The 20,499-nt window shown below is 64.8% G+C and carries 20 protein-coding genes, 1 tRNA gene and 1 pseudogene; 8 read left to right on the top strand and 14 right to left on the bottom strand.

All coding sequences use genetic code 11. From position 1 onward, the window contains the following. Positions 1 to 27 precede the first annotated feature (27 nt). From kasB to aceE, 6 genes are all read right to left on the bottom strand, one after another. Complete coding sequence (kasB, locus tag ACLQI9_RS24940) at positions 28 to 1,296, bottom strand: 3-oxoacyl-ACP synthase KasB (protein ID WP_442377406.1); 1,269 nt, start codon at positions 1,294 to 1,296, stop codon at positions 28 to 30. Positions 1,297 to 1,378: 82 nt separating this feature from the next. Then, positions 1,379 to 2,629 carry a 3-oxoacyl-ACP synthase KasA gene (gene kasA, locus ACLQI9_RS24935; protein WP_442377355.1) on the bottom strand — a complete coding sequence of 417 codons (1,251 nt, stop codon included), beginning with the start codon at positions 2,627 to 2,629 and terminating at the stop codon, positions 1,379 to 1,381. Beyond that, positions 2,626 to 2,973 (bottom strand): meromycolate extension acyl carrier protein AcpM, encoded by a 348-nt coding sequence (gene acpM, locus ACLQI9_RS24930; protein ID WP_442377357.1) that lies wholly within the window; start codon positions 2,971 to 2,973, stop codon positions 2,626 to 2,628. The genes kasA and acpM overlap by 4 nt, the downstream gene beginning before the upstream one ends. A gap of 111 nt (positions 2,974 to 3,084) precedes the next feature. Beyond that, on the bottom strand, positions 3,085 to 3,999 hold the full coding sequence (locus ACLQI9_RS24925) for an ACP S-malonyltransferase (RefSeq protein WP_442377359.1): 915 nt from the start codon (positions 3,997 to 3,999) through the stop codon (positions 3,085 to 3,087). A 128-nt stretch (positions 4,000 to 4,127) separates the two neighbouring features. Further along, the gene (locus ACLQI9_RS24920; protein ID WP_442392336.1) at positions 4,128 to 5,426 is read right to left on the bottom strand and encodes a PucR family transcriptional regulator; all 1,299 of its coding nucleotides are present in this window, start codon (positions 5,424 to 5,426) and stop codon (positions 4,128 to 4,130) included. A 50-nt stretch (positions 5,427 to 5,476) separates the two neighbouring features. Continuing rightward, a complete protein-coding gene (gene aceE, locus ACLQI9_RS24915) occupies positions 5,477 to 8,269 on the bottom strand; it encodes a pyruvate dehydrogenase (acetyl-transferring), homodimeric type (RefSeq protein ID WP_442392335.1) in 2,793 nt (930 codons plus the stop codon). Between the two features lie 230 nt (positions 8,270 to 8,499). On the opposite strand from aceE, the gene ACLQI9_RS24910 reads away from it, so the two are divergent. The 4 genes from ACLQI9_RS24910 (at position 8,500) to ACLQI9_RS24895 (ending at position 10,199) form a co-directional block, all read left to right on the top strand. After that, positions 8,500 to 9,084, top strand: a complete 585-nt coding sequence (locus ACLQI9_RS24910) for a hypothetical protein (protein ID WP_442377364.1) — start codon at positions 8,500 to 8,502, stop codon at positions 9,082 to 9,084. A gap of 100 nt (positions 9,085 to 9,184) precedes the next feature. Then, positions 9,185 to 9,607, top strand: a complete 423-nt coding sequence (locus ACLQI9_RS24905; RefSeq protein WP_442377366.1) for a DUF3052 domain-containing protein — start codon at positions 9,185 to 9,187, stop codon at positions 9,605 to 9,607. Further along, positions 9,607 to 10,068 carry a peroxiredoxin gene (locus ACLQI9_RS24900; RefSeq protein ID WP_442377367.1) on the top strand — a complete coding sequence of 154 codons (462 nt, stop codon included), beginning with the start codon at positions 9,607 to 9,609 and terminating at the stop codon, positions 10,066 to 10,068. Before ACLQI9_RS24905 ends, ACLQI9_RS24900 begins: the two co-directional genes overlap by 1 nt. Before the next feature lie 56 nt (positions 10,069 to 10,124). Next, a tRNA-Val gene (locus ACLQI9_RS24895) sits at positions 10,125 to 10,199 on the top strand. A 122-nt stretch (positions 10,200 to 10,321) separates the two neighbouring features. Here the strand turns inward: ACLQI9_RS24895 and ACLQI9_RS24890 are convergent. From ACLQI9_RS24890 to ACLQI9_RS24865, 6 genes and pseudogenes are all read right to left on the bottom strand, one after another. Continuing rightward, positions 10,322 to 11,077: a tyrosine-type recombinase/integrase gene (locus ACLQI9_RS24890; RefSeq protein WP_442377369.1), complete on the bottom strand. Its 756-nt coding sequence runs from the start codon at positions 11,075 to 11,077 to the stop codon at positions 10,322 to 10,324. 48 nt (positions 11,078 to 11,125) lie between these two features. Then, positions 11,126 to 11,740: a hypothetical protein gene (locus ACLQI9_RS24885; protein ID WP_442377371.1), complete on the bottom strand. Its 615-nt coding sequence runs from the start codon at positions 11,738 to 11,740 to the stop codon at positions 11,126 to 11,128. Beyond that, complete coding sequence (locus ACLQI9_RS24880; RefSeq protein WP_442377373.1) at positions 11,737 to 12,072, bottom strand: hypothetical protein; 336 nt, start codon at positions 12,070 to 12,072, stop codon at positions 11,737 to 11,739. The genes ACLQI9_RS24885 and ACLQI9_RS24880 overlap by 4 nt, the downstream gene beginning before the upstream one ends. A gap of 396 nt (positions 12,073 to 12,468) precedes the next feature. Beyond that, positions 12,469 to 12,648 carry a helix-turn-helix domain-containing protein gene (locus ACLQI9_RS24875; RefSeq protein ID WP_442377375.1) on the bottom strand — a complete coding sequence of 60 codons (180 nt, stop codon included), beginning with the start codon at positions 12,646 to 12,648 and terminating at the stop codon, positions 12,469 to 12,471. A gap of 181 nt (positions 12,649 to 12,829) precedes the next feature. Beyond that, positions 12,830 to 13,024: pseudogene (locus tag ACLQI9_RS24870) on the bottom strand (Arm DNA-binding domain-containing protein); the annotation flags it as partial. A gap of 30 nt (positions 13,025 to 13,054) precedes the next feature. Next, positions 13,055 to 13,285: a helix-turn-helix domain-containing protein gene (locus tag ACLQI9_RS24865; RefSeq protein ID WP_442377376.1), complete on the bottom strand. Its 231-nt coding sequence runs from the start codon at positions 13,283 to 13,285 to the stop codon at positions 13,055 to 13,057. Between the two features lie 1,866 nt (positions 13,286 to 15,151). Between ACLQI9_RS24865 and ACLQI9_RS24860 the strand changes: the two genes are divergently transcribed. Next, positions 15,152 to 15,592 (top strand): hypothetical protein, encoded by a 441-nt coding sequence (locus ACLQI9_RS24860; RefSeq protein WP_442377380.1) that lies wholly within the window; start codon positions 15,152 to 15,154, stop codon positions 15,590 to 15,592. A gap of 25 nt (positions 15,593 to 15,617) precedes the next feature. Then, on the top strand, positions 15,618 to 16,199 hold the full coding sequence (locus ACLQI9_RS24855; RefSeq protein ID WP_442392334.1) for a hypothetical protein: 582 nt from the start codon (positions 15,618 to 15,620) through the stop codon (positions 16,197 to 16,199). Between the two features lie 327 nt (positions 16,200 to 16,526). Here the strand turns inward: ACLQI9_RS24855 and ACLQI9_RS24850 are convergent, their stop codons facing one another. Both ACLQI9_RS24850 and ACLQI9_RS24845 read right to left on the bottom strand, forming a co-directional pair. After that, the gene (locus ACLQI9_RS24850) at positions 16,527 to 16,739 is read right to left on the bottom strand and encodes a DUF932 domain-containing protein (protein WP_442391440.1); all 213 of its coding nucleotides are present in this window, start codon (positions 16,737 to 16,739) and stop codon (positions 16,527 to 16,529) included. Further along, positions 16,673 to 17,041, bottom strand: coding sequence for a DUF932 domain-containing protein (locus tag ACLQI9_RS24845; protein ID WP_442392333.1), 369 nt, complete (start codon positions 17,039 to 17,041; stop codon positions 16,673 to 16,675). The genes ACLQI9_RS24850 and ACLQI9_RS24845 overlap by 67 nt, the downstream gene beginning before the upstream one ends. 171 nt (positions 17,042 to 17,212) lie before the next feature. On the opposite strand from ACLQI9_RS24845, the gene ACLQI9_RS24840 reads away from it, so the two are divergent. Both ACLQI9_RS24840 and ACLQI9_RS24835 read left to right on the top strand, forming a co-directional pair. Beyond that, positions 17,213 to 17,578 (top strand): hypothetical protein, encoded by a 366-nt coding sequence (locus ACLQI9_RS24840; RefSeq protein ID WP_442377386.1) that lies wholly within the window; start codon positions 17,213 to 17,215, stop codon positions 17,576 to 17,578. A gap of 254 nt (positions 17,579 to 17,832) precedes the next feature. Continuing rightward, positions 17,833 to 19,920 (top strand): NACHT domain-containing protein, encoded by a 2,088-nt coding sequence (locus tag ACLQI9_RS24835; RefSeq protein WP_442392332.1) that lies wholly within the window; start codon positions 17,833 to 17,835, stop codon positions 19,918 to 19,920. Positions 19,921 to 20,499: the final 579 nt, after the last annotated feature.

The raw sequence follows: 20,499 nt of genomic DNA, 5'->3' as shown, positions 1-20,499 counted from the left end.
AGTTCTCCTAGATCAGTCGTGCTTCGGTTAGTACCGGCCAAAGGTGATCGCCACGTTGTGACCGCCAAATCCGAACGAATTATTGATGGCGTAGCGGTAGTCACCCGCCCGCGGCTTGCCCGCCACCACATCGAGGTCGATCTCCGGGTCCAGGTTCACCAGGTTCAGGGTCGCCGGAACGACCTGGTCCCGCAATGCGAACACGGTCAAGATCGACTCTACCGCGCCAACCGCGCCGACCGAGTGGCCCAGCGCGCCCTTGGGCGCGTACACCGCCGCGTTTCCGCCATGCGCGCCGAGGGCATTGTTGATGGCCTTGCCCTCGGCCAGGTCGCCGACCGAGGTGCCGGTGGCGTGGGCGTTGACGTGGTCGATGTCCCCCGGCGTGAGACCGGCAAGCTGGATCGCCCGCGTCATGGCATGGCCGGCCCGCTCGCCGTTGGGATCCGGCGCCACCATGTGGAAGCCGTCCGAGGTGATGCTGGCTCCCATGATCCTGGCCAGGATGTTGGCGCCACGCGCCTTGGCGTGCTCCTCGGTCTCGATCACCATCAACGCGCCGGCCTCGCCGAACACAAACCCGTTGCGGTCTTTGTCGAACGGCCGGCAGGCACCGGCCGGGTCGTCGTTGGTGGTCGACATCACAATGCGCATCTGGGCGAACCCGGCGATGGGCACCGCCTCGATCTTGGTCTCGACGCCACCGCAGATCGCGATGTCGGCCTCGCCGAGCGCGATCTGTTGCCAGGCACGGGCGATGGCCTCCGAACCCGACGCGCACGCCGACACCGCGGTCATCACCCCGGCCTTGGCGTGCCGTTCCAGCCCGACCGCGGCGGCCGCGCCATTGGGCATGTACATCTGCACGACCAGCGGAGAGACCGCCTTCAAACCACGTGCGCGCATGCCGTCGTAGGCGAAAATCAGCTCCTCACTGGAGCCCATGCCGGTGCCGACGGACACCACCAGCCGGTTGGTATCCACCTCCGGCGACCCGGCGTTCTCCCACACCCGCCGGCCCACCACCGTGGACATCTTCTGCAGATAACCCATCCGGCGGTTCTCGACGCGGTCCAACTGGCTGTCGAACTCCTCGAGCAGATGCCCACCGATGCGGACCGGCAGGTTGTACTCCTCGACGAACGGGTCGTCGAGCGTACGGATCCCACTTTGCCCGTCCAGCAGCAACTTCCAGGTGGTCTCCGCGTCAGTTGCGAGGGCGGTCGTCAAGGCAATGCCGGTGACGACGATGTTGGGGAAACCGTTCCCCGTAGCCAACGATGACGATGTTGACATGGGTCTCACTAACGTTCCTTTCTTACTTGTCCGGCTCCTCCTCGGGCCCTTCGCGGCCCGCATCGTCGCCGGACGTCTTTGCTCAGTACCGCCCAAAGACCAGCGCGACGTTGTGTCCGCCAAAGCCGAACGAGTTGTTGATGGCGTACTGGTAGTCGCCATAACGTGGCTCGCACGCGACGACGTCGAGGTCGATCTCGGGATCGGGCGTGTGATAGTTAAGTGTCGGCGGTATGACGCCATCTCGCAGCGTGAGCACCGTCAGCACCGATTCCAGGGAACCCACCGCGCCGATGGAGTGGCCCAGCGCCGACTTTGGCGCATAGACCGGGGCCTGCTCACAACCGGCCACCCGCAGCGCATTAGCTTCCGCCGTGTCACCGATCGGTGTGGCGGTCGCGTGCGCGTTGACATGGTTGATGTCTTTGGCAGACAAGCCCGCCAGCTCCAGCCCGCGCGTCATCGCCCGTCCGGCACGCAGGCCGTCCGGTGCCGGCGCCACCATGTGGAAGGCATCCGACGTGATGCCGGCACCCATCAACCGGGCCAGCGGCTCGGCTCCGCGTGCTTTGGCGTGCTCCTCGGTCTCAATGAGCATCAGCGCACCCGCTTCGCCGAACACGAAGCCGTCACGGTCCTTATCGAACGGACGGGACGCGCCTTCGGGGTCGTCGTTGCGGGTCGACATGGCCCGCATCATCGAGAACGCCGCGATGGGCAGGGCCTCAATGGGACCCTCGACACCGCCGCACACGGCGACGTCGGCATCGCCCATGACGATTTGCCGCCACGCGTGGGCGATGGCCTCCGAGCCCGACGAACAAGCCGATACCGGGGTCATCACCCCGGCGCGGGCTCCAAGCTGCAGGCCCACGACCGCCGCGGCGCCGTTGGGCATGATCTGCTGCACGGCCAGGGGCGACACCTTGCGGGGGCCGCCCTCGTTCATCAGGTCGTAGCTTTCGACGATCCGCTCGGCGCCGCCAAGACCCGTGCCGACAACGACCGCGAAACGGTCGGGGTCGACTTCGGGGCTACCCGCGTTCTCCCAGAGCTGACCGCTGAGCCACTTGGCCAGCCGCTGGACGTAGGACATGCGGCGCAACTCCAGTCGACTCATGTGGTCGTCGACGGATTCCTTGAGGTGCCCACCGATCTTGACGGGCAGGTCCCACTTCGTCACGAACTCGTCTTCGAGCACGCGGATGCCGCTCTCCCCGGCCAGCAAACCCTTCCACGTGCTCTCGATGTCCGGCGCGATCGAGGTCGTCGCCGCGACGGCGGTTACCACAACATTGGGGAAACCGCCGTTAGCAGTGGAAGGTTTGGTCACTGGTGGTCGGCTTCCAGCCTGGCCTTCACGTTGGCGACGGCCTCGGGGTTGTCGGACTCGAGTTTCGCGCGCAGCGCCTGGGCGGCCTCGGGGTTCTCTTCCTCGAGCTTCTGGATGTAGTTGACGACGTCACCCACGGTGCGAAGACCCGCCAGGTCCTCATCAGGGATCTTGACGCCGTACTTGTCCTCGGTCTGCACCGCGATCTCGACCATCGACAGCGAGTCGATGTCGAGGTCGTCGACGAACGACTTCTCCGGGGTGATCTCCGAGGGCTCGATACCGGTGACCTCTTCGATGATCTCGGCGATACCGGCGATGATTTCTTCCTGACTGACAGTCACGTTCAGTTCCCTTCGTAATGTGTTGTGTTACTGCTGATTTGACGTGCGGTATGCGGTTGTAGGGGCGGGCAGGTTCGGCTTTGCCTTTTGGGTGGCAACGCACCCGGGGCTTTACAGTTCTGCCAAACCATCCAGGTCTGCGGGAGCCTTGACGGCATGCGTCGGTACCCCGCGAAGTTCACGCTTGGCGATGCCGCTCAGAGCGCCCGCAGGCGGGAACTCGACAATCGCCTTGACATTTCGCTGACGCAAACTCTCGCTGCACAAGTCCCACCGCACCGGGCGGGTCAACTGCGCGACAAGTTTTTCTATGGCGTCGGCAGCCGACGATACTGGCTGGCCGTCGCGGTTAGACAACAGAACAGCGGTCGTTTCCGCGGTCGCGACGTTCTCTACCGCCGCGGCATACCCGTCGAGAGCGGACGCCATGAATTCGGTGTGAAAGGCTCCGGCGACGCCCAGCGCACGCACCCGGGCCTTCGCCGGTGGGTCTTCGGCAAGCTTGTCCAACGCGGTGAGGCGACCGGCGGCCACAATCTGACCGGCGGCGTTGCGGTTGGCGGGGACCAGGTCAAGCTGCTCGAGGCGTGCCAGCACCTCGGCTTCGTCACCACCGAGCACGGCGGACATACCAGTGGGCTCATTGGCGCACGCTTTGGCCATCTCCGCGCCGCGGGTGGCGGCCAGAGCGACGGCGTCGTCAGCGGAGATCACACCTGCGATCGCATAGGCGGCGATCTCACCGACCGAGTGGCCGGCCACGATCAGGTCGTCGCCGGCGCCTGCGAGCACACCGCGCCTGGTCAGCTCCTGGTGAGCCAGCAGCGTGGCCGCGACGACCAGTGGCTGGGTGACCGCGGTGTCGGTGATCTCTTCGGTCGACGCGGTGCTGCCCAGGCGAGCGAGGTCCAGACCGCTGACCGTCGACCACGACGCAATCTTCTCCGCGGCGCCGGGTAGTTCCAGCCACGGCGACAGCATGCCGGGGGTCTGCGATCCCTGTCCGGGCGCAAGCAACGCAATCACGTCTTTAAGAGAACACTGTGAAGACGGTTTTGCGCGGTGTAACAGATTATGAACCTTGTCTTAGGTTTTTGTGGAAACTCCACAAAAAGGCACGCGATGCGACGTATTCGATACCCTGCCGCGATCTATCAGCCGGTCGCCGTTGCCTGCGATGGCACGATCAGGTCCTTTTCCACCGTCGGCGTGACAGGCGTCACAACGTCGCTGGCCACGCTGGCGTGCTGGGCCTGGTACGCGAGGTGGCCCACGGTCGCGGCCACCCGAAGGACATAGGCGTCGCGCGGCTGCGTGGGATCGCGGCCCGTGAAGTCTGCGATACGCCGCAGTCGGTAGCGCACGGTGTTTGGATGAACGAACAACTTGCGGGCGCAGGCCTCGATCGCACCGCCGCAGTCGAGGTAGGCATCCAGGGTCTCGGTGAGGGTCGGACCGGCGTCGGCCAGTGGCCGCATTACGTCGGTGTGCAACGCCGCGATGGCCGACGCGTCGCCCATCAGGGCCCGCTCGGGCAGCAGTTCGCGCGCCAACACGGGCCGTGGCGCCCCCCGCCAGCCGGCCACGGCGTTCATCCCGGAGATGGCCTCGCTGGCGCTGTGCCAGGCAGCGGTCAGCATCGGCGCGGTCGGGCCGATCACCACCGGGCCGTCGGAGAAGGCATCCAGCAGATCGCCGAAGACCTTCTCGGTCGGTGTCAACTGACCGGACACGATCGCCACCAGCCAGGTGCCGTGCACGTCGGTGAGCGCGGCGCGGCCATGGTTTATCGCGATATCCCGAACATCCTGGCTGGCGTGGCTTTCCCGGCCCGGCGCCGGAGTTCCCACCACCACCGTCGCCGGAGCGGTGGTGTCCCAGTTCAATGCGGCCGCGCGGGACAACAGCTCGGGGCCGGTGTCGCCGCGCACCACCGCGTCCACGACGCTGGCCTCCATGCGGCTGTCCCAGCTTCCGCGCGCCTCGGCCGCGTCGGCGTAGGCCGTGGCGGCGCTGAAGGCGAGATCGCGGCTGTACTTGAGAATTCCGACCGTCAGCGCGGTCAACTGTTCGTCGGAGCGGGTCAGCGCCGGAGCGACCTCTTCGAAGTACTCCATGGTGACCCGGACCATGTCCACCGAGTGGCGCAACGCGATCCGTCGGGTCAGATCCTGCGGCATCAGTTCGAACGCCCGGGCGGTGTAGTTGACGTTGCTGCTCGGGTCGGTCATCCATTCCACGAAGTTCGCGACGGCGGTCTGCACCACCAGCGCCACGCTGGCCCGCTGGGAGGCTTCCAGCTCGGCGAAGAACGGCAGCCTTTCCTGCATTGCCGACACCGCCTGGGTGGAAAACCGACCGGAATACTGCTTCAACCGCCGCAGCAGCGCCTCCGGAACGCTGTCCAGCAGCTCGAGCGTCGACCGCGGCGTCGCAAACTGCTTGTCAGTCACTCGTAAAATCTACGCCAGTTTTGTGGATGATTCCGCCAAAGACGCGCGTGTCAGGCGCCTGGACCGGGATCGGAGGTCTGCACCGGCGCGGCCTGGACGTCGTCGATCCGATATTGGCGCGCAGCCGCGACCGGTACCGACGGGTCGATATGGCCGTCGCGTGCCAGCGCTTCCAGCACCGCGACTGCCTGAGATTCCGCGTCGGTGTTGAAGTAGCGGCGGGCGGCCGGCCGGGTGTCGGAGAAGCCGAACCCGTCGGTGCCCAGCGTGACGTAGGTGCCCGGAACCCAGGGCCGGATCTGTTCGGGCACCGCCCGCATCCAGTCCGACACCGCGATGATCGGCCCCGAGCAGCCTGAAAGAGCCTTTGTGACGTAAGCCTGACCGGCCGGGCGGTCAGAGTGACGCAGCTTCTCCTTCTCGACGGCAATGCCGTCTCGGTTCAGCTCGCCCCAACTGGTCACCGACCAGACATCGGCGGCGACATCCCATTCGGCGGCCAGCATCTCGGCGGCTCGCAACGCCGAGGGCATCGCCACCCCGGAAGCCAGGATGTGGGCCGTGTTGGCGCGACTCTCCTTGGCGGCTTGGTACCGGTAGATGCCCCGCAGCAGGCTTTCGGGGTCGAAGTTCTCCGGCTCCGGCGGTTGCACATACGGCTCGTTGTAGATGGTGAGGTAGAAGAAGACGTTCTCCGGGTTTTCCCCGAACATGCGGGCCAGCCCGCTTTCGACGATGTAGGCGATCTCGTAGGCGAAGGCGGGATCGTAGGCGACCACCGCCGGATTGGTGGCCGCCAGCAGTAGCGACTGGCCGTCGGCGTGCTGCAGGCCTTCGCCGGTCAGCGTGGTGCGCCCGGCGGTGGCCCCGAGCAGGAAGCCGCGCGTCATCTGGTCGGCCGCGGCCCACAGGCCATCGCCGGTGCGTTGGAACCCGAACATGGAATAGAAGATGTAAATCGGGATCATCGGCTCGTTGTGCGTCGCATAGGACGTGCCGGCCGCGGTGAACGAAGCGACGGATCCGGCCTCATTGATGCCCTCGTGCAGGATCTGGCCGATTTCGCTCTCCTTGTACGCCAGCATCAGGTCGGCGTCGACGGCGGTGTAGAGCTGGCCGTTGCGGTTGTAGATCTTCAACGAGGGGAACCACGAGTCCATGCCGAACGTGCGCGCCTCGTCGGGGATGATCGGCACGATCCGCGGCCCAATCTCCTTGTCGCGCAACAGTTCCTTGAAGGTGCGCACCGTGGCCATGGTGGTGGCCACCTCCTGGTGGCCCGACCCGTGCTTCAGCGCCTTGTAAGCGTCTCGGCCCGGCATGGCCAGCGCCCTGGCCTTGGTGCGCCGCTCGGGCAGGAAGCCGCCCAACGCGCGGCGCCGATCAAGCAGATAGCGGATCTCCGGGGCCTCTGGACCGGGATGGTAGTACGGGGGCAGATAGGGGTCCTGCTCTAGCTGGGCATCGCTGATCGGGATCCGGATGGCGTCGCGGAAGTCCTTGAGGTCTTGCAGCGCAAGCTTTTTCATCTGGTGCGTCGCGTTGCGGCCCTGGAAGTGGGCGCCCAGCGAGTAGCCCTTGATGGTCTTGGCCAGGATCACCGTCGGCTGTCCTTTGTGGTCGACGGCGGCGCGGTAGGCGGCGTAGACCTTGCGGTAGTCGTGGCCACCGCGCTTGAGGTTCCAGATCTCCGAATCGGTCATCTGCTCGACGAGCGCCTTGGTGCGCGGGTCGCGTCCGAAGAAGTGGTCCCGTACGTAGGCCCCGTCGTTGGCCTTATAAGTCTGGTAGTCGCCGTCAGGGGTGGTGTTCATCAGGTTCACCAGTGCGCCGTCACGGTCGGCGTGCAGCAGGGCGTCCCACTCGCGCCCCCAGACCACTTTGATGACGTTCCAGCCGGCTCCGCGGAAGAACGACTCCAACTCCTGGATGATCTTGCCGTTACCGCGCACCGGGCCGTCCAGGCGCTGCAGGTTGCAGTTGATGACAAAGGTCAAGTTGTCCAGCGCCTCCAGCGCGGCGACGTGGGCCAGACCGCGGCTCTCCGGCTCGTCCGTCTCGCCGTCGCCGAGGAATGCCCACACGTGCTGGTCGGAGGTGTCCTTGATGCCCCGGTCATGCAAATAGTGGTTGAACCGGGCCTGATAGATCGCGTTCATCGGCCCGAGGCCCATCGACACCGTCGGGAACTCCCAGAAGTCGGGCATCAGCCGCGGGTGCGGGTAGGACGGCAGGCCACCACCGGGATGGCTGTGCTCCTGACGGAAACCGTCCAGTTGGTCGGCGGTGAGCCGGCCTTCCAGGAAGGCGCGCGCGTAAATGCCGGGCGAGGCGTGGCCCTGGATGAAGACGTGGTCTCCGCCACCCGGATGCGATTTGCCACGGAAGAAGTGGTTGAAGCCGACTTCGTAGAGCGCCGCGGACGAGGCGTAGGTCGAAATGTGGCCGCCCACGCCGACTCCCGGACGCTGGGCGCGGTGGACCATGATGGCCGCGTTCCATCTGATCCACGCCCGGTAGCGGCGCTCGACGTCCTCGTCACCGGGGAACCACGGCTCCAGCTCGGTCGGGATGGTGTTGACGTAGTCAGTGGACGTCAGCGCCGGGATCGCCACCCGCTGCTCGCCGGCGCGTTCCAGCAGGCGCAACATCAGGTAGCGCGCACGCGACGGCCCCGAGCGCTCCAGCAGCTCGTCGAAGGACTCCAGCCACTCGGCGGTCTCCTCCGGGTCGATGTCGGGCAGGTAGGACGCCACACCTTCGCGGATTACCCGCACCCGATCGGGTTCGCTTGCACCGGTTGGGTTTTGCGCCAGATCGTGGCGTACGAACTCGGTAGTCAACTCACCACTCCTTGCTTGACGGGTCGTCTGCTTTTGGCTGATCTCGACGTCGCCGATTGACGTCCTCGGTCCTGGGTCGGTGCTCTATCGGTCTTGTGGCCCGGTCGGGCCACCTCCTATCGTGCCGCACCTTCGATCGCGCCGCGTAGTCGCGGTCGAAGCCGGCCCACGGCGCTATCAGGTCGGCGGGCGAGGGCGCCGCAAATCGTGACCCGGTAACGTCACAAACTGTGCTGATCGGATGGGCGTCTGCCACGCCGGCCTCGCGGCGACTGCGGGTCGGAGCGCGGGCGATCGGCTGCGTGGCGACAATCCTGATGGGCATCGTCGCGTGTACCAGCGTCACGGATGGCGCGCCGACCGTCGACACCGCAATTGCCCCGGCATACCGGGCGTCGGTATCCGCGTCGGTATCCGCGTCGGCCGCCACGTCAAGTCTGCGGGAATCGCAACGTCAGCAGTCGCTGACAACCCAGGCCGTGGTCCGCGCCTGCGAGTCGTTCGCCGCCACCAGCAAAGACGCCGTCGATAAGGTGAATGACTTTGTCGCCGCGTACAACCAGGGCCGAGACACCACATCCAGCGAAGGTCCCGCCATCGAGGCCCTCAACCACAGCGCCGAACTGGTCGAAGGCAACTCCGGTGGCCCGCTGTCGCAGGATCTGCACCAGGCGCTCAACGCGTATGCCGACGCGGCGCGCGACCTGGCGAGCGCCATCCGTGCGCATGGGGCGATGGCAGAGTTCAATCAGCGCGTGAATCAGTTAAACGACACCAAGACCGAAGCCATCAAGCTCTGCCGGGCGTCCCTATGAGATCGCCGGATGTGCAACGCTACGTGCTATGCGACGATAAATGCCATCGCGCGGCGTGCTGACGCTCGAGAGGCTCTGGAACTGACAAGGAGGTCGCACGGTGGTGGCGGCGGATGACGCCCCGAGCTATGCCCGCAAACTGGGCATCCAACGAGGGCAGGTTGTCCAAGAGTGGGGTTGGGACGAAGACACCGACGACGATATCCGCGGCGACGTGGAGGATACGTGCGGTGGCGAGTTGCTCGACGAAGACACCGATGAAGTCATAGACGTCGTGATGCTGTGGTGGCGTGACGGCGACGGCGACCTGGTGGACACCTTGATGGATGCGATCGCGGCGCTGGCCGACGACGGAGTGATCTGGGTGCTCACCCCCAAGACCGGCCGGCCCGGTCACGTGTTACCCGCTGAGATCGCGGAGTCAGCGCCCACTGCCGGACTGATGCCGACGTCCTCGGTCAACCTGGGGGACTGGAGCGCGAGCCGGTTGGTGCAACCGAAGTCGCGCGCCGGCCGCCGCTGATGCTGACGGTCGGTTCTACCGCACCGGACTTTACGCTGCGCGATCAGAACCGACAGCCGGTCACCCTCAGCGGTTACCGCGGCGCCAAAAATGTGCTGCTGGTGTTCTTCCCGTTGGCCTTCACTGGCATCTGCCAAAGCGAGCTAGACCAGTTGCGTGATCATCTGCCTGACTTCGAGAACGACGACAGTGCGGCACTGGCCATCTCGGTGGGGCCGCCGCCCACCCACAAAGTGTGGGCCGCCGAGAGCGGTTTCCTGTTCCCGGTGCTCTCCGACTTCTGGCCGCACGGCGCGGTCAGCCAGGCCTACGGTGTGTTCAACGATGACGCCGGCATCTCCAACCGCGGCACTTTCGTCGTCGATCGATCTGGGGTGATTCGGTTCGCGGAAATGAAGCAGCCCGGTGAAGTCCGCGATCAGCGGCTTTGGACCGAGGCGCTGGCCGCGTGCAAGGGCTGAACGGCCGGTCGGCGTTTTGGGCGCCGCGTGGTCGGGGCGGTATCTTTGCGCCGCACGGGCGCGTAGCTCAGTGGTAGAGCTCTGGTTTTACACACCAGCGGTCGGCGGTTCGATACCGTCCGCGCCCACCATGTTCATGCAGGTCAGCGTCATACCGCGATCCAATTGGGCTTGACGGGCGAACCCCCATTGTGCCAAGAGTGTGCCAGCTGGGTTCGCACACCCGGTCGATTGCGAAGATTGCGGGCTTGAATCAACGCTCACCGTTGGGGGAGGACATCCCGCCGAATAGCACGTCACCCGCCGACGCCAGCGCGTCGTCGTACACATGGCCGTAAACCCGCAGCGTCATCGCCGGATCGTGGCCCAGCCACTTCGCCGTCGCAGACACCGTGGTGCCGCTGTCGAGCATCCGCGTTGCGGCGGTGTGCCTGGTGTCGTGCAACCGGATCACCGGTACGCCCGCGGCGGTGCAGTGGTGCCGGAATGCCTTCGAGTAGGTCTCGGGCCGAATCGGAGAGCCGTCCTCGTTGACCGCGATGAGCCCCGTATCTATCCATGTCGGGCCGAGCGCCAGCCTTTCGCGCTCCTGGTGTGCGTTCAGCGTTCGCAACGCGGCCATGACGTCGGCGGGCATCGGCAGTGTGCGCCGCGAGCGTTCGGACTTCGGTGCGCCGGTCGTGGTGCCCGCACCGCGCACGACAACGCGGCCCTGGGCGACGCTGACGGTCCCGGCGTCGAAGTCCACCGCTGACCACGCCAGGCCGAGCACTTCTGAGCGTCGCCAGCCGGCCAGCGTTAGCAGCCAGCACGCATACAGGCGGTCGCCGCGCACATACTCGCGGAACCGTTCGACCTGCTGCGGCGTCCACGTGGACATCTCGCGGTGCTCGATGGCCGGGCGGTCGGCAAGTTGGGCGACGTTGCGGGCGACGAGACCGCGTTTCATGGCGGTGGTGAGCGCCATCGACAAGACCGTCAGCATGGCGCAGACGGTCCGGTTACTCACGCCGCCAGGTACTTTCGGGCGCTCGGGTTCGGTCGGCAGTGCGGCGACTTATCGCGCCCGCTGCGGCCGCAGCACATCACCGGATGACACCAGAGGGTCGAGTGCTTTGATGCCGGGCTCGCCGAATGTGGTCAGCAGCTCGGAATAAGCTGCACCTTCAGGGCGCACTCGCAGGTAGGCCAGCACCTCAGCGGAACGGCGTCCGCGCTTGGCGCGCTGGGGAATTGGTTCGCCGGTCAGGCGCAGCGTCACCAGCTCGTCGAGGTGTGGGGTGTCGAGGTGCTGTAACGGCACTGTGCCGAGGTGGTCGATAACCGGTTTGAGGGCTGCGCGGTAGCCGTCGAGCGTGTTGGGTCGCACGCGGCGGCTGTCGAGCCACTCGGTCAAAAAGGCGCCCAAGGTCACCTTGTCGCGCCGGACCAGCGTGCCCGCGGCCGCCTCGGTCATAATACGGGCGTATTCACGCTTGGCCTCGGCCAGCGTTGGGTAGGTGTAGCGCCGCCGGTCGCGCGAGCCATCCGGCTTTGCGCCCGCGTCGATCTGGAATGTGTAGCTGACTTTCCCGTTGCGAGCGACGCGCTTGGTGATCGGCAGTGCGCGACGGGTGCGCTTGGTCTCTTCGCGATCGGCGGGTGTTGGGTCGGCCGCGTTTTCGGTCCTCATCGGTCGGTCTCCTCGGTTGTGGTGCACCAGTCACGTGGCAATACCTGGCGGCGTTTTGCCTCGGCGATCCACCGGTCGACGGTGGGTAGCGAGCCGCGGAGGCGTTTAGCGACGTACTCGTGTGGGGCAAAGCCGTTTTCGCGTGCGGTGATGAGCAGGTTGCTGACCTGTCGATAGTGCAGGTCATCGAGCTTGCGGCGCAGGCCGCCGTCTGGTGGCTGCTCGGGCCGGAGCAGAAATGTCGGGTCGTCGAGCTCATCGGGTATGACAATCGCACCGTCAACACGGGAGATGAACCGGGCCGCGGCCTTCGCCAGGCGGCGCACGGGCACCTGCCGGATCGTGGCGGGTTCATCCCGATATTGTTGTCGGAGATCAGATGGAGCTCCACCAGACGCGGTGCCCCGCTGCCCCTTTCGATCCGCACGCGATAGCGGTGGGCGTGACCGACGAGAGCGATTTCTATCAGTCCGTCGTCCTGACCGTGCCTGCCCTTCACGTGTCGGATGCTTTCGGGGATGACGTCGCCCTTGATTGGGCGGGAGCTATCAGAAGTCACGAGAAAACGATAGCTAACCGAATTGCCCAGACAGCTATCACTCAACAGGCGTCGCGTTGGATGTCGTAGCCGCCCATGGTGATCCATGGGTACCTGCCAAGTCGGCGGATCACGCTGGGAACGCGGAATTTGTAGTAGCACTTGGAACCCCGCTGGTAAACAGAGCGTTTCACGAGGCCAGCTCACGAAGGCCGGCGGTCACCACGTAGACGCGGCCGCCGAGCCGGCGAACCGGCAGCTCTCCAGAGGCCGCCAATCGGTATGCCGCGGCCCGGCTGATTCCCAGCAGCTGCGCGGCTCGGGGCACCGCGAGCAGAAGGGGCAGATCGTTGAACAGGTTGTCTTCCAATTTTATTCACCACCCTCCGAAGAGTCGTGTCGGATAAGGGGCTATCGGACGCGCTGCACGCGCTGAGCATATATTCATAGCCGGCTGCGCTCGTCGGTTTGATTCTGTGGCGCGACGCGAGCCACTGAGCCCAGGCCTGTTCAACGGTCAGCTTTGTCGGCTGAACATAAGTCCCGGAAGCAACCTTGCCCTGCACTTCTGCGAGAGCTTTGCGCGCCTCTTGCTCCGTCTCGTAGCGGCGACGGAGCTGCTTGCGTTTCCCATCGACGTACCCCGTGTCGACGGTCAACTGATAGCAGATCACCGGCTTCGCGCTGCCGCGTTGTTTGATTTCGACGCGGCGGATTTGAGGAGGAAGTTGACGACGTTCAGCCATCGTCCGATTCTGACTGCTGAAGGTTTGGAACTAGGACGCGAGGCGCTTGTGCTGTTCGACGAACTGCGCGAGGTCTTCGGGTCTAACTCTGCGGCTACTCCCGATCTGGATCCACGGTAGTTCGCCGCTGTCGAATAGCCGGTACACAGACGACCGGCTGATTCGTAGTGCATTGATGACGTCCTTGACAGTCAACAGTTGCGTGCGCGTGGTCGGGGTGACCGGGTCAACCAGGTCGTGCCGACTAATAGAGGTGCTCATTGACCTACTGTACGAAGACTGAAGAGCTGAGGCGACGGTCGCACGAAACTTTTTCCGCAGGATATCGATGCGCGAAGCACGGGCTAAATTTGGTGCGCTGCAGTAATTCCCGCTGATTCCCGGTTGAGCGTTACCTTGAAAGAAATCCGCCACGCGAGGCTGATCGCTTGCCAAACCGACACGTCTCGACCGTCGCGTGGCCGCGGCCGGAGTCGTTAAGGTCGGAAGATGGTGAGAGAATCGGAGGCTCTGGATCCGCGCCGGCGGCCATACCCGGTTGCACCATCACCGAATGTCGTGGAGACGGCACGCAAGCGGGCCGTGCTGCTCACCAACGTAGCCTCTCACCTCGCCAGGTACCGAATCGCGCTCAAGGCGTTAGCAGACTTTGAACGTCGCCAGCAAAACGCCGCACGGGCTGCCGCTTTGAAAGGCATTTACCTCTCGCTTGATGACACAAATCAGCGATTCGGGATCGACGCCGACGATGCTCATGCGCGGTGGGTCAACCTTCGCCAGCTGAGTGAATCGCGGTAGTGCAAATCCTCTGAGGCCCTATCTCGACAGGCACGCCGCGAAGGTCCGAAACCCTGCCGAGCATGATGTTCGAGAGGTCCGCTACAGCGGCCGCTATGGCGACTTAGCGGGTCATCTAACGACGGTGTTCGGGGTTAGATTGGAAGAAGCTGAACCTCTTCCAGGAGGTCGCATCGATGGTCTGTTCCGAAGCGGATTAGTGGGCGCATGGCCACCTCTGCTGCGTTGCGACATCGGCTGTGCTAGTGCCGTATTAGTGGATGTTGGTCATCATTGCGACGCCGCGCGTCGCGAAGCTCAGCTCGTCGTTTGCGCTGACTGCACGTGGCGCCAAGAGCTGATTTCTTGAGTCCGTCAACCAGTGCATGGAAGCACTCGCTGGCGATGCGGTGGCGGTCGCGTTCGGGCATATCGGCCCCGTGCTTGAGGTCTGCGGCGTGTGCGGTAATCACCACTTTCGTTGGGGTATTCGCTTCGCTTCCCGCCTGCCGGGCCTGCTCAAGAGTGTCGTCAAACTAAGCCGCGGCTTGTACCGTGTTGCGGATCGCCGACTAGGGCGCGCGTCGAGCAATCCGCTCGTTAGCGGTGCTGAAACTTCCACGCAGATAGATCCAAATTCGTTCCGGTGGTGTCCGGTTCCGCATGGGTTGTCAGTACCGTGCGGCGTTCGGCAGTAGTACGTGCGCAAGCTTCCTGGCCGCTCGTAACACTCGCTTATCGAGCTCTTTTTTGCGGGCGCGGGCAGTGATCCGAGCAAGTACCCAAACGCAGTGGTCGGGGTTGTTGAGTACGTGTATTTCGATGTCTTCAGTCGTCGGCGGGCGAGGGATCAGCACCGGGCGAATAACCGCAGGGGAGTGTCGGGGAACCTCGACGACGCGAACCGCGGTTCCGGCGCGTTCGGCGGCAGCCCGCTCGGCGTGTGCCGCTCGTCGGCAGGCAGTTGAGCACCAGATTCTGCGTCGACCTCGGCGCGGTCTGTCGCCGGGTAGTGGCGCGTCAATCGGCAGTCCGCAGCGGGGACACGAAGGGCCTCTGTCATGGGCTTCCATACCCGGCATCTTAAACCGTCCAGACGAAAAGTTACTGTCCCGAGACCTGAGTGCAAGAGGTGTGATGTTCGGTGAGGCGGTGAAGTTAGGGTGGCCTAAGTGCCGGTGGGCTGGTGTGGCGAGTGGTCGGGTGCAGGGCTGGTGAGTGGGGGGGGGGCATCGGGGAAAGTTTTTGGGTTCGGCCGCGGCGTAAGGGGTTTGAGGGCTTTAGCGTGTAATTGATGGGAAATAAGGCGATACGAAGGAAGCGCGGCGGGCGGCGCGCGAGGCCGCGGCGGTGGCCCAGGAGGAGTTGCTGCGGCGGACCCGGGCGAATGTTGAGGATTTGGCTGCGTTCTTTTCGGCGCGGGAACGCGAAGATGCGGTAGAGGCATGGCTGACTGAGCGGGTAAACGGGGTGCTTGCGCAGGCCGCGCGACGGCGCAGCAAGGCGCGCGTGTCGGCGGGTGGGGCTTTGCGGGCGATGCGTGATCGCGGGGAGAGCTTGCGGGAGATCGCAAGGATGGCCGGTGTGGCGGAAAAGACTGCGCGCGAGCTGATTCGGGAGGCCGATGCGGCACCGGATGCCGCGGCGATGCCGGAAGCGGCGGCTGGGGGTGCTGAACTGGCTGGCCCGACCGACGTCGATTCGGGGCCGGGAATCGCGGATGTTGGCGCGTCGATGTCACCGGTGAGCGTCGCCGCGAACGACGGATTGGCAGCGCGGCCGCCGGCGTGACGGGCCGGTGTCGGTGGGCGCGGCGATGATGAACGCGGATCGCGGCGAACGAGGCCGCACGGTACTGGAAAGCGTCGGGGAGATTGGGGCGTTCGCAACCGCACGGCTCGTGGTGGATCGGCGTATCCACGGTGAGGAGTTGGACCGGTTTGAGGCGAACGTGGTACGAGGCCCGGAGACAAATGACTGCGCGATCTGGCGGGCGTCCCTCGGGGGCGATGGGTACGGCCGGTGGTGGGTGCGCCGCGGCGGTATGCGGATCATGGTGCGCGCCAACCGGTATGCGTTGGCGTCCGCAGTGGATGGCGCGCCTTTAGAGCCGTGGGTGCGGGCGCTGGACGGCTGCAACAACACAGTGTGCGTCTGCGTGAGTTCAGCGGGCGAAACGGGTTTGCTTCATGTCGTGCCCGGGTCGCAGCGTGACATCATGGTGATGATGGCCCGGGCGGGCCGCGGCGGCGGGTGCGTGGCGGTGCGCCGCGGAGACAACGTTGTGAAGGCACGTCGGGCTAGGGCGGTGGCATTGCGCGATGCGGTGCGCAATGGTTGGGATGCCGATGCGGTGGCCGCCGCATTGCTGGGCTCGAAGGAACCAACGCTGTGGTGAGCGCGGCGTGGCGGATCGCGGCGCGCCCACTGCAATTCCGGTTAGCGCGGCCGGGGCGGGGAATCGCGTAGTGCGGCGTCGGCGGGTCGCGCCGCGGGAGCGGGGCGGGCCGTGTCGCCGGGGCGTAACTGCGGCCTTACAAGCGGGACGGGCGCACCGCATGGCGGCGCGCCGTCGAGGCGGAGCTGATGGTGGCCGGTTGGCGGCCTGGTGGCGGACGGTGGCGGCGGGCGATTGGTGATGTCGATGTACCCGAAGAAAAAAGGGGGCCCGACCAGCCCCCGGTGGGTGGGGAGCTGGCCGGGCCCCGGTGGCCGGTGGGGCCGGTTACAGGGTTTGCAGCATCCGGAACGCTTGGGCTTTCAGGGATTGGCTGCTGCCGGCGGTGGTGATGTTGCGCAGTGCGCGTGCTGCGCTGGCGTCGCCGGCGGTGCGTGCTCCGCGGATGGGAACGACGTGGTCGAGGTATTCGGTCACGGCGTTGTAGGCGGCCCATCGGGTTCCCGCGATCGGAGCGATGGTGGGAAACGAGGTCCACAGCTTGACGATGCCGGTGGCCCGCTCGCGGCGGTGGCGGGCGGTGGCTCGGTGCCGGCGGCGTCGACCTCGAGCAGGGTGTCGGCGAAGCGGCGCACCTGCTCGGTATTCATCGGTTGCGCGTAGAGCTCGGCGGCTTCGGCTTCGAAGGCCTCCACGTAGCGCCAGCTGAGCTTGAGGGCGTTGCGGGCCTCCTGGATGGAGGCGCGTGCCCCGCCGGTGTGGCGGATCGCGAAACTGGCTTTGGCGGAACCGATCGCGGCGCTTTGGGTGTTTGCGCAGACGATGCGGATGGGCGTGACCAAGAACCGGAATGCCGACGATCCGTCGTTATCTGCCCTTCTGAGCCACGATGCGCACAATAAAGCCGCGGTGAGCAGCGTGTCGTGGCGTCAATATGTCGGTCCCCAGGCTTAAGTTATGTATGGCACGTTGCATGCCGCGTGGTGGTTGTTGCCGACAGATGGGTGTGGCAGATGGCTGGTCAGGGTCTGGTCCGGCGGTACTGGATGCCGTCTTCGCTGATCGCGGGGTCGGGGATCCTCACTACGTACGCGTTGGCGGAGGTAGGCAAGGCCGGCCACCACTGGTGGTGGGTGGTTGTCGCGGCCGGGTTTATCGGTGCGGTCGTGGGCGCGATCTGGTCGTTCCGCCTCCAGCAAAGCACCAGCGGGCCGAGCGCCGGCACGGTAAGTCAGCAGTCCGCGGTTCAGCAATCAGCCAAATCGACCGGTGGCACTTACTTGTCGTCCGATCGCGGTGGCGTCTCGGCGATCAACATCGAGGGTGGCGTGCGCACGTCGCAGCCGCCGCCCGACCCGGAGGACACGTCGAAGCCGTGAGTGTCTTCGGTCGTAAGAATCGCCGAGCCGTGGAGCCGGCCGGCACCCAGGTCAACGTCTCTGATCGCGGCGGCGTCTCTGCCACCAACATCGATACGGTCATTCAAGCACCGCGTACTCCGTACGAGATCATGGGGCGCGCAACATATCTTGAGCGCAGCACCGCGACAGCGATTGAACGAACTCGAGCCCGCCGGCGCGGCGCGGGATTGTCTGACGAGCAACTCAGCCGCAGTTTGTCGCTTCGGTCACCCGTGCCAGGTGAGCTTAGCGGCGACGAGTTTCCCCCGGGTTCATTCCGCGTTCTCACCGGGCCTCTGGGCGCTGGAAAATCAGACGTCGCTGAGGAGTGGTTCGGGGAACTCGTGTCGCAGGCGAGCGCCGATGCTGCTGCCCGGGTGCCCGTGTGGCTGAAGATGAAAGAACTGGATGGCCCGCTCGAAGCCGCGCTCGCAGGCGAAATTGGCCACGAGGTGCTCAGCACATCAGGATGTGACGTCGTAGTAGATGGGCTCGACGAGCGCACCGAAGACGCGGCGACAATGCTCAGTCAGGCTTCGGATTTCGTTGGCCGATGGCCGCAATGCCGGGTGCTGCTGACGTCCCGGGAAATGCCCGTTGAGATGCTGAAAAGTGCCTTCGACACCCGGCTGCAGATTCGCGTGGACGATCTGCCCAAGTCCCAGGCCGAACAAATCATCACGACAGTGGCCGGCTCGGATGTTGGTGATCTCGGTGCACAGCTCGAGCAGGCCATAACCCGCCCGTTGTTCGCGGTGCTCGTCGGCCGACATGCCGGAGCACTACACGGCGCGACCAGCATTTCGGAATTGATCGACTTAGTCGTCGCTGATGTCGTCGAGGCTGAAGGCTACGAGCTTTACAGCGAATTACGCACGCTGGCAGTGCAATCCGTTCGAACTGGCCGTGCAGTCGATCCGACGTCGTTCACGACAGCAGACACCGCAGCCAAGATCCGGCGTTCGCCGCTAGTGTCCTCGGATGGCCGGCACTGTTCTTTTGCGTTGGCCACATTCGAACAGTGGTTCGCCGCCAAAGCCCTCCTGGAAGGTGAGGTGCTGCCCGCGGAGATCCTGACGTCGTTGCAATCGTTCGACCGGTGGAAATATGTCCTCGCCATCGTTCTCGCCGCCGGGGAGCCCAGCCACGCCGACGAAATCATAGCCGCGGTCGCGCGCTGGAATCCAGGCGCTGCCTCCTGGATCGTGATGGAGACCCAACGCGGCGGACTGACCCGTCCGCGACCCAACCTCTCGCGTGAGGACTGGGAACACGTCGGCAACCGCATCCGGCTGGCGACGCACGCATGGCTGGACGGCGTCGGGCCCGTTGTTGCCCAAGCATTTTTCCCGTTCCGCCAACGCGGTTGCACACAATTCGATGAGACCACCGTCGCGGTGTCGGTCGATGGACCAAGCCAGGTGAGCATCGCCTGGATGCCCTCCCACGCCGGTCGCTTAGAACCTCTGCCACGGGTGGTGCAGCAGTCACGTGTCAAGGATGTGAAGCCACGAGTCCTTCGGCACGGGCCGGTGTCCGGCGGGATTAACTGGGTCTGGAACCGCACGCTAGAAGAGCTGGCCAACGACATCAGCGGCGAATTTCTGAACATCTTCCTCCATACAGGCCAACAGCTCCCGGGAGTCGCGCAGGAAGAAAAGCGCGACCTCGATGCAGCTTGGCAGGCACATCGGGCCGCCGCCGCAGACCCCACGGGTCAGCAATCTTGGAAGATTGAGAATCCCCGGTACCCCTACCCTGACATCGATCCCACTCCCGGAAACCCCTGGGGTTCGTTCAACGTCGACACCATGGCGCAGCGCGTCAAGGTTGTTGTGGGAGCCGCGATGACCTGTTATCTCGAGCTGTCCAATGCGGTTCTACCCAACTTCGGTATCACCCTGGCCCGCCGGGGCCTGATGCCGGTGGAATTCTTTGGCGTGATGCATTATTCAGCAAGCCAGCCACGCAGCCCATATGAGTTCTTCGGCCCCCGCGAGCCAACCGTCAGCTATCTGCTCAAGCCGCTGCACCGCGGCTCAGGTCACGACGACCCACCCACGGCGAACCGAGTGTCCTTGACGATCAATGACGACCGTCACAAACAGATCATGGACGACAAGGACGCCCTCTACGCCGAATTCCGGTCATATCTCGAAAGTAAACCGGAATACGCACCATTCGCCGGCGCCTTCACGATCACCATCGGCAAGATCGACGTGCTCAGCACAACACCGGCAACCCGATTGGCAATAGCTTGGCTGTGGGACGACCTCAAGCGACTCCGATTCGTTGAAGGCATGCTCCCCAACTGGAACTGAGCACAAATCGTCGATCAGGTTCACCAGATAAACGTCCACTCAGCATTTCAACAAGTAAGAAAACCAACGCTTTTAGGGCCACGGCAATCATGAACCAGTGCGGACCGGCACAGTTCAAAGGGTGGTTCCACCTACCTCTATCTCCGCACCACCGCACACCCGACATCCTCACCTGGGAGCCCACCGGCGAGGCGACGCTCGAGCTTGTTAAGCCCTCCTTCGCGGTGCCGCTCGCCGAAACTTCGTAACGCCTATGTTCTGGAGCATCCCGGGTTCGATGCACACCTCATTTCGTGAGACCGGTGTGCTTCCCGATCTGGTCCTGAGCGTAGTCCGTGATGGCAACGTTCAGAACCGGTTCAGTCGGACATATCGGGGCGCTCGGCGCGGGTCAGCGGACCGCGACAATGGCGGCGAGGTGGTGCCCGTAAGGGGATCCTCAAGCGGCTAGAGCTAGACTCGGTAGATTCGTTCGGCATTGGCCGCGAAGAATTTCTCCAGCTGGTCTGGCTTGTCGGGCTTCAGCACTTGGTCGAAGGCGCGCAGTAGGTCCTGGTAGGACCCCGCGATCCCGTCGAC

The sequence above is a fragment of the Mycobacterium sp. genome (genome assembly GCF_052143115.1).
Taxonomy (GTDB): Bacteria; Actinomycetota; Actinomycetes; order Mycobacteriales; family Mycobacteriaceae; genus Mycobacterium.
This window is presented reverse-complemented; position numbering and strand designations above follow the sequence as displayed.

Coding starts and splice junctions, on each gene's coding strand:
- ACLQI9_RS24865 (WP_442377376.1), bottom strand. CDS start 13,285: ATGAGCACCTCTATTAGTCGGCACGACCTGGTTGACCCGGTCACCCCG.
- ACLQI9_RS24885 (WP_442377371.1), bottom strand. CDS start 11,740: ATGAGGACCGAAAACGCGGCCGACCCAACACCCGCCGATCGCGAAGAG.
- ACLQI9_RS24855 (WP_442392334.1), top strand. CDS start 15,618: ATGATGAACGCGGATCGCGGCGAACGAGGCCGCACGGTACTGGAAAGC.
- kasB (WP_442377406.1), bottom strand. CDS start 1,296: ATGTCAACATCGTCATCGTTGGCTACGGGGAACGGTTTCCCCAACATC.
- ACLQI9_RS24900 (WP_442377367.1), top strand. CDS start 9,607: ATGCTGACGGTCGGTTCTACCGCACCGGACTTTACGCTGCGCGATCAG.
- ACLQI9_RS24840 (WP_442377386.1), top strand. CDS start 17,213: ATGGCTGGTCAGGGTCTGGTCCGGCGGTACTGGATGCCGTCTTCGCTG.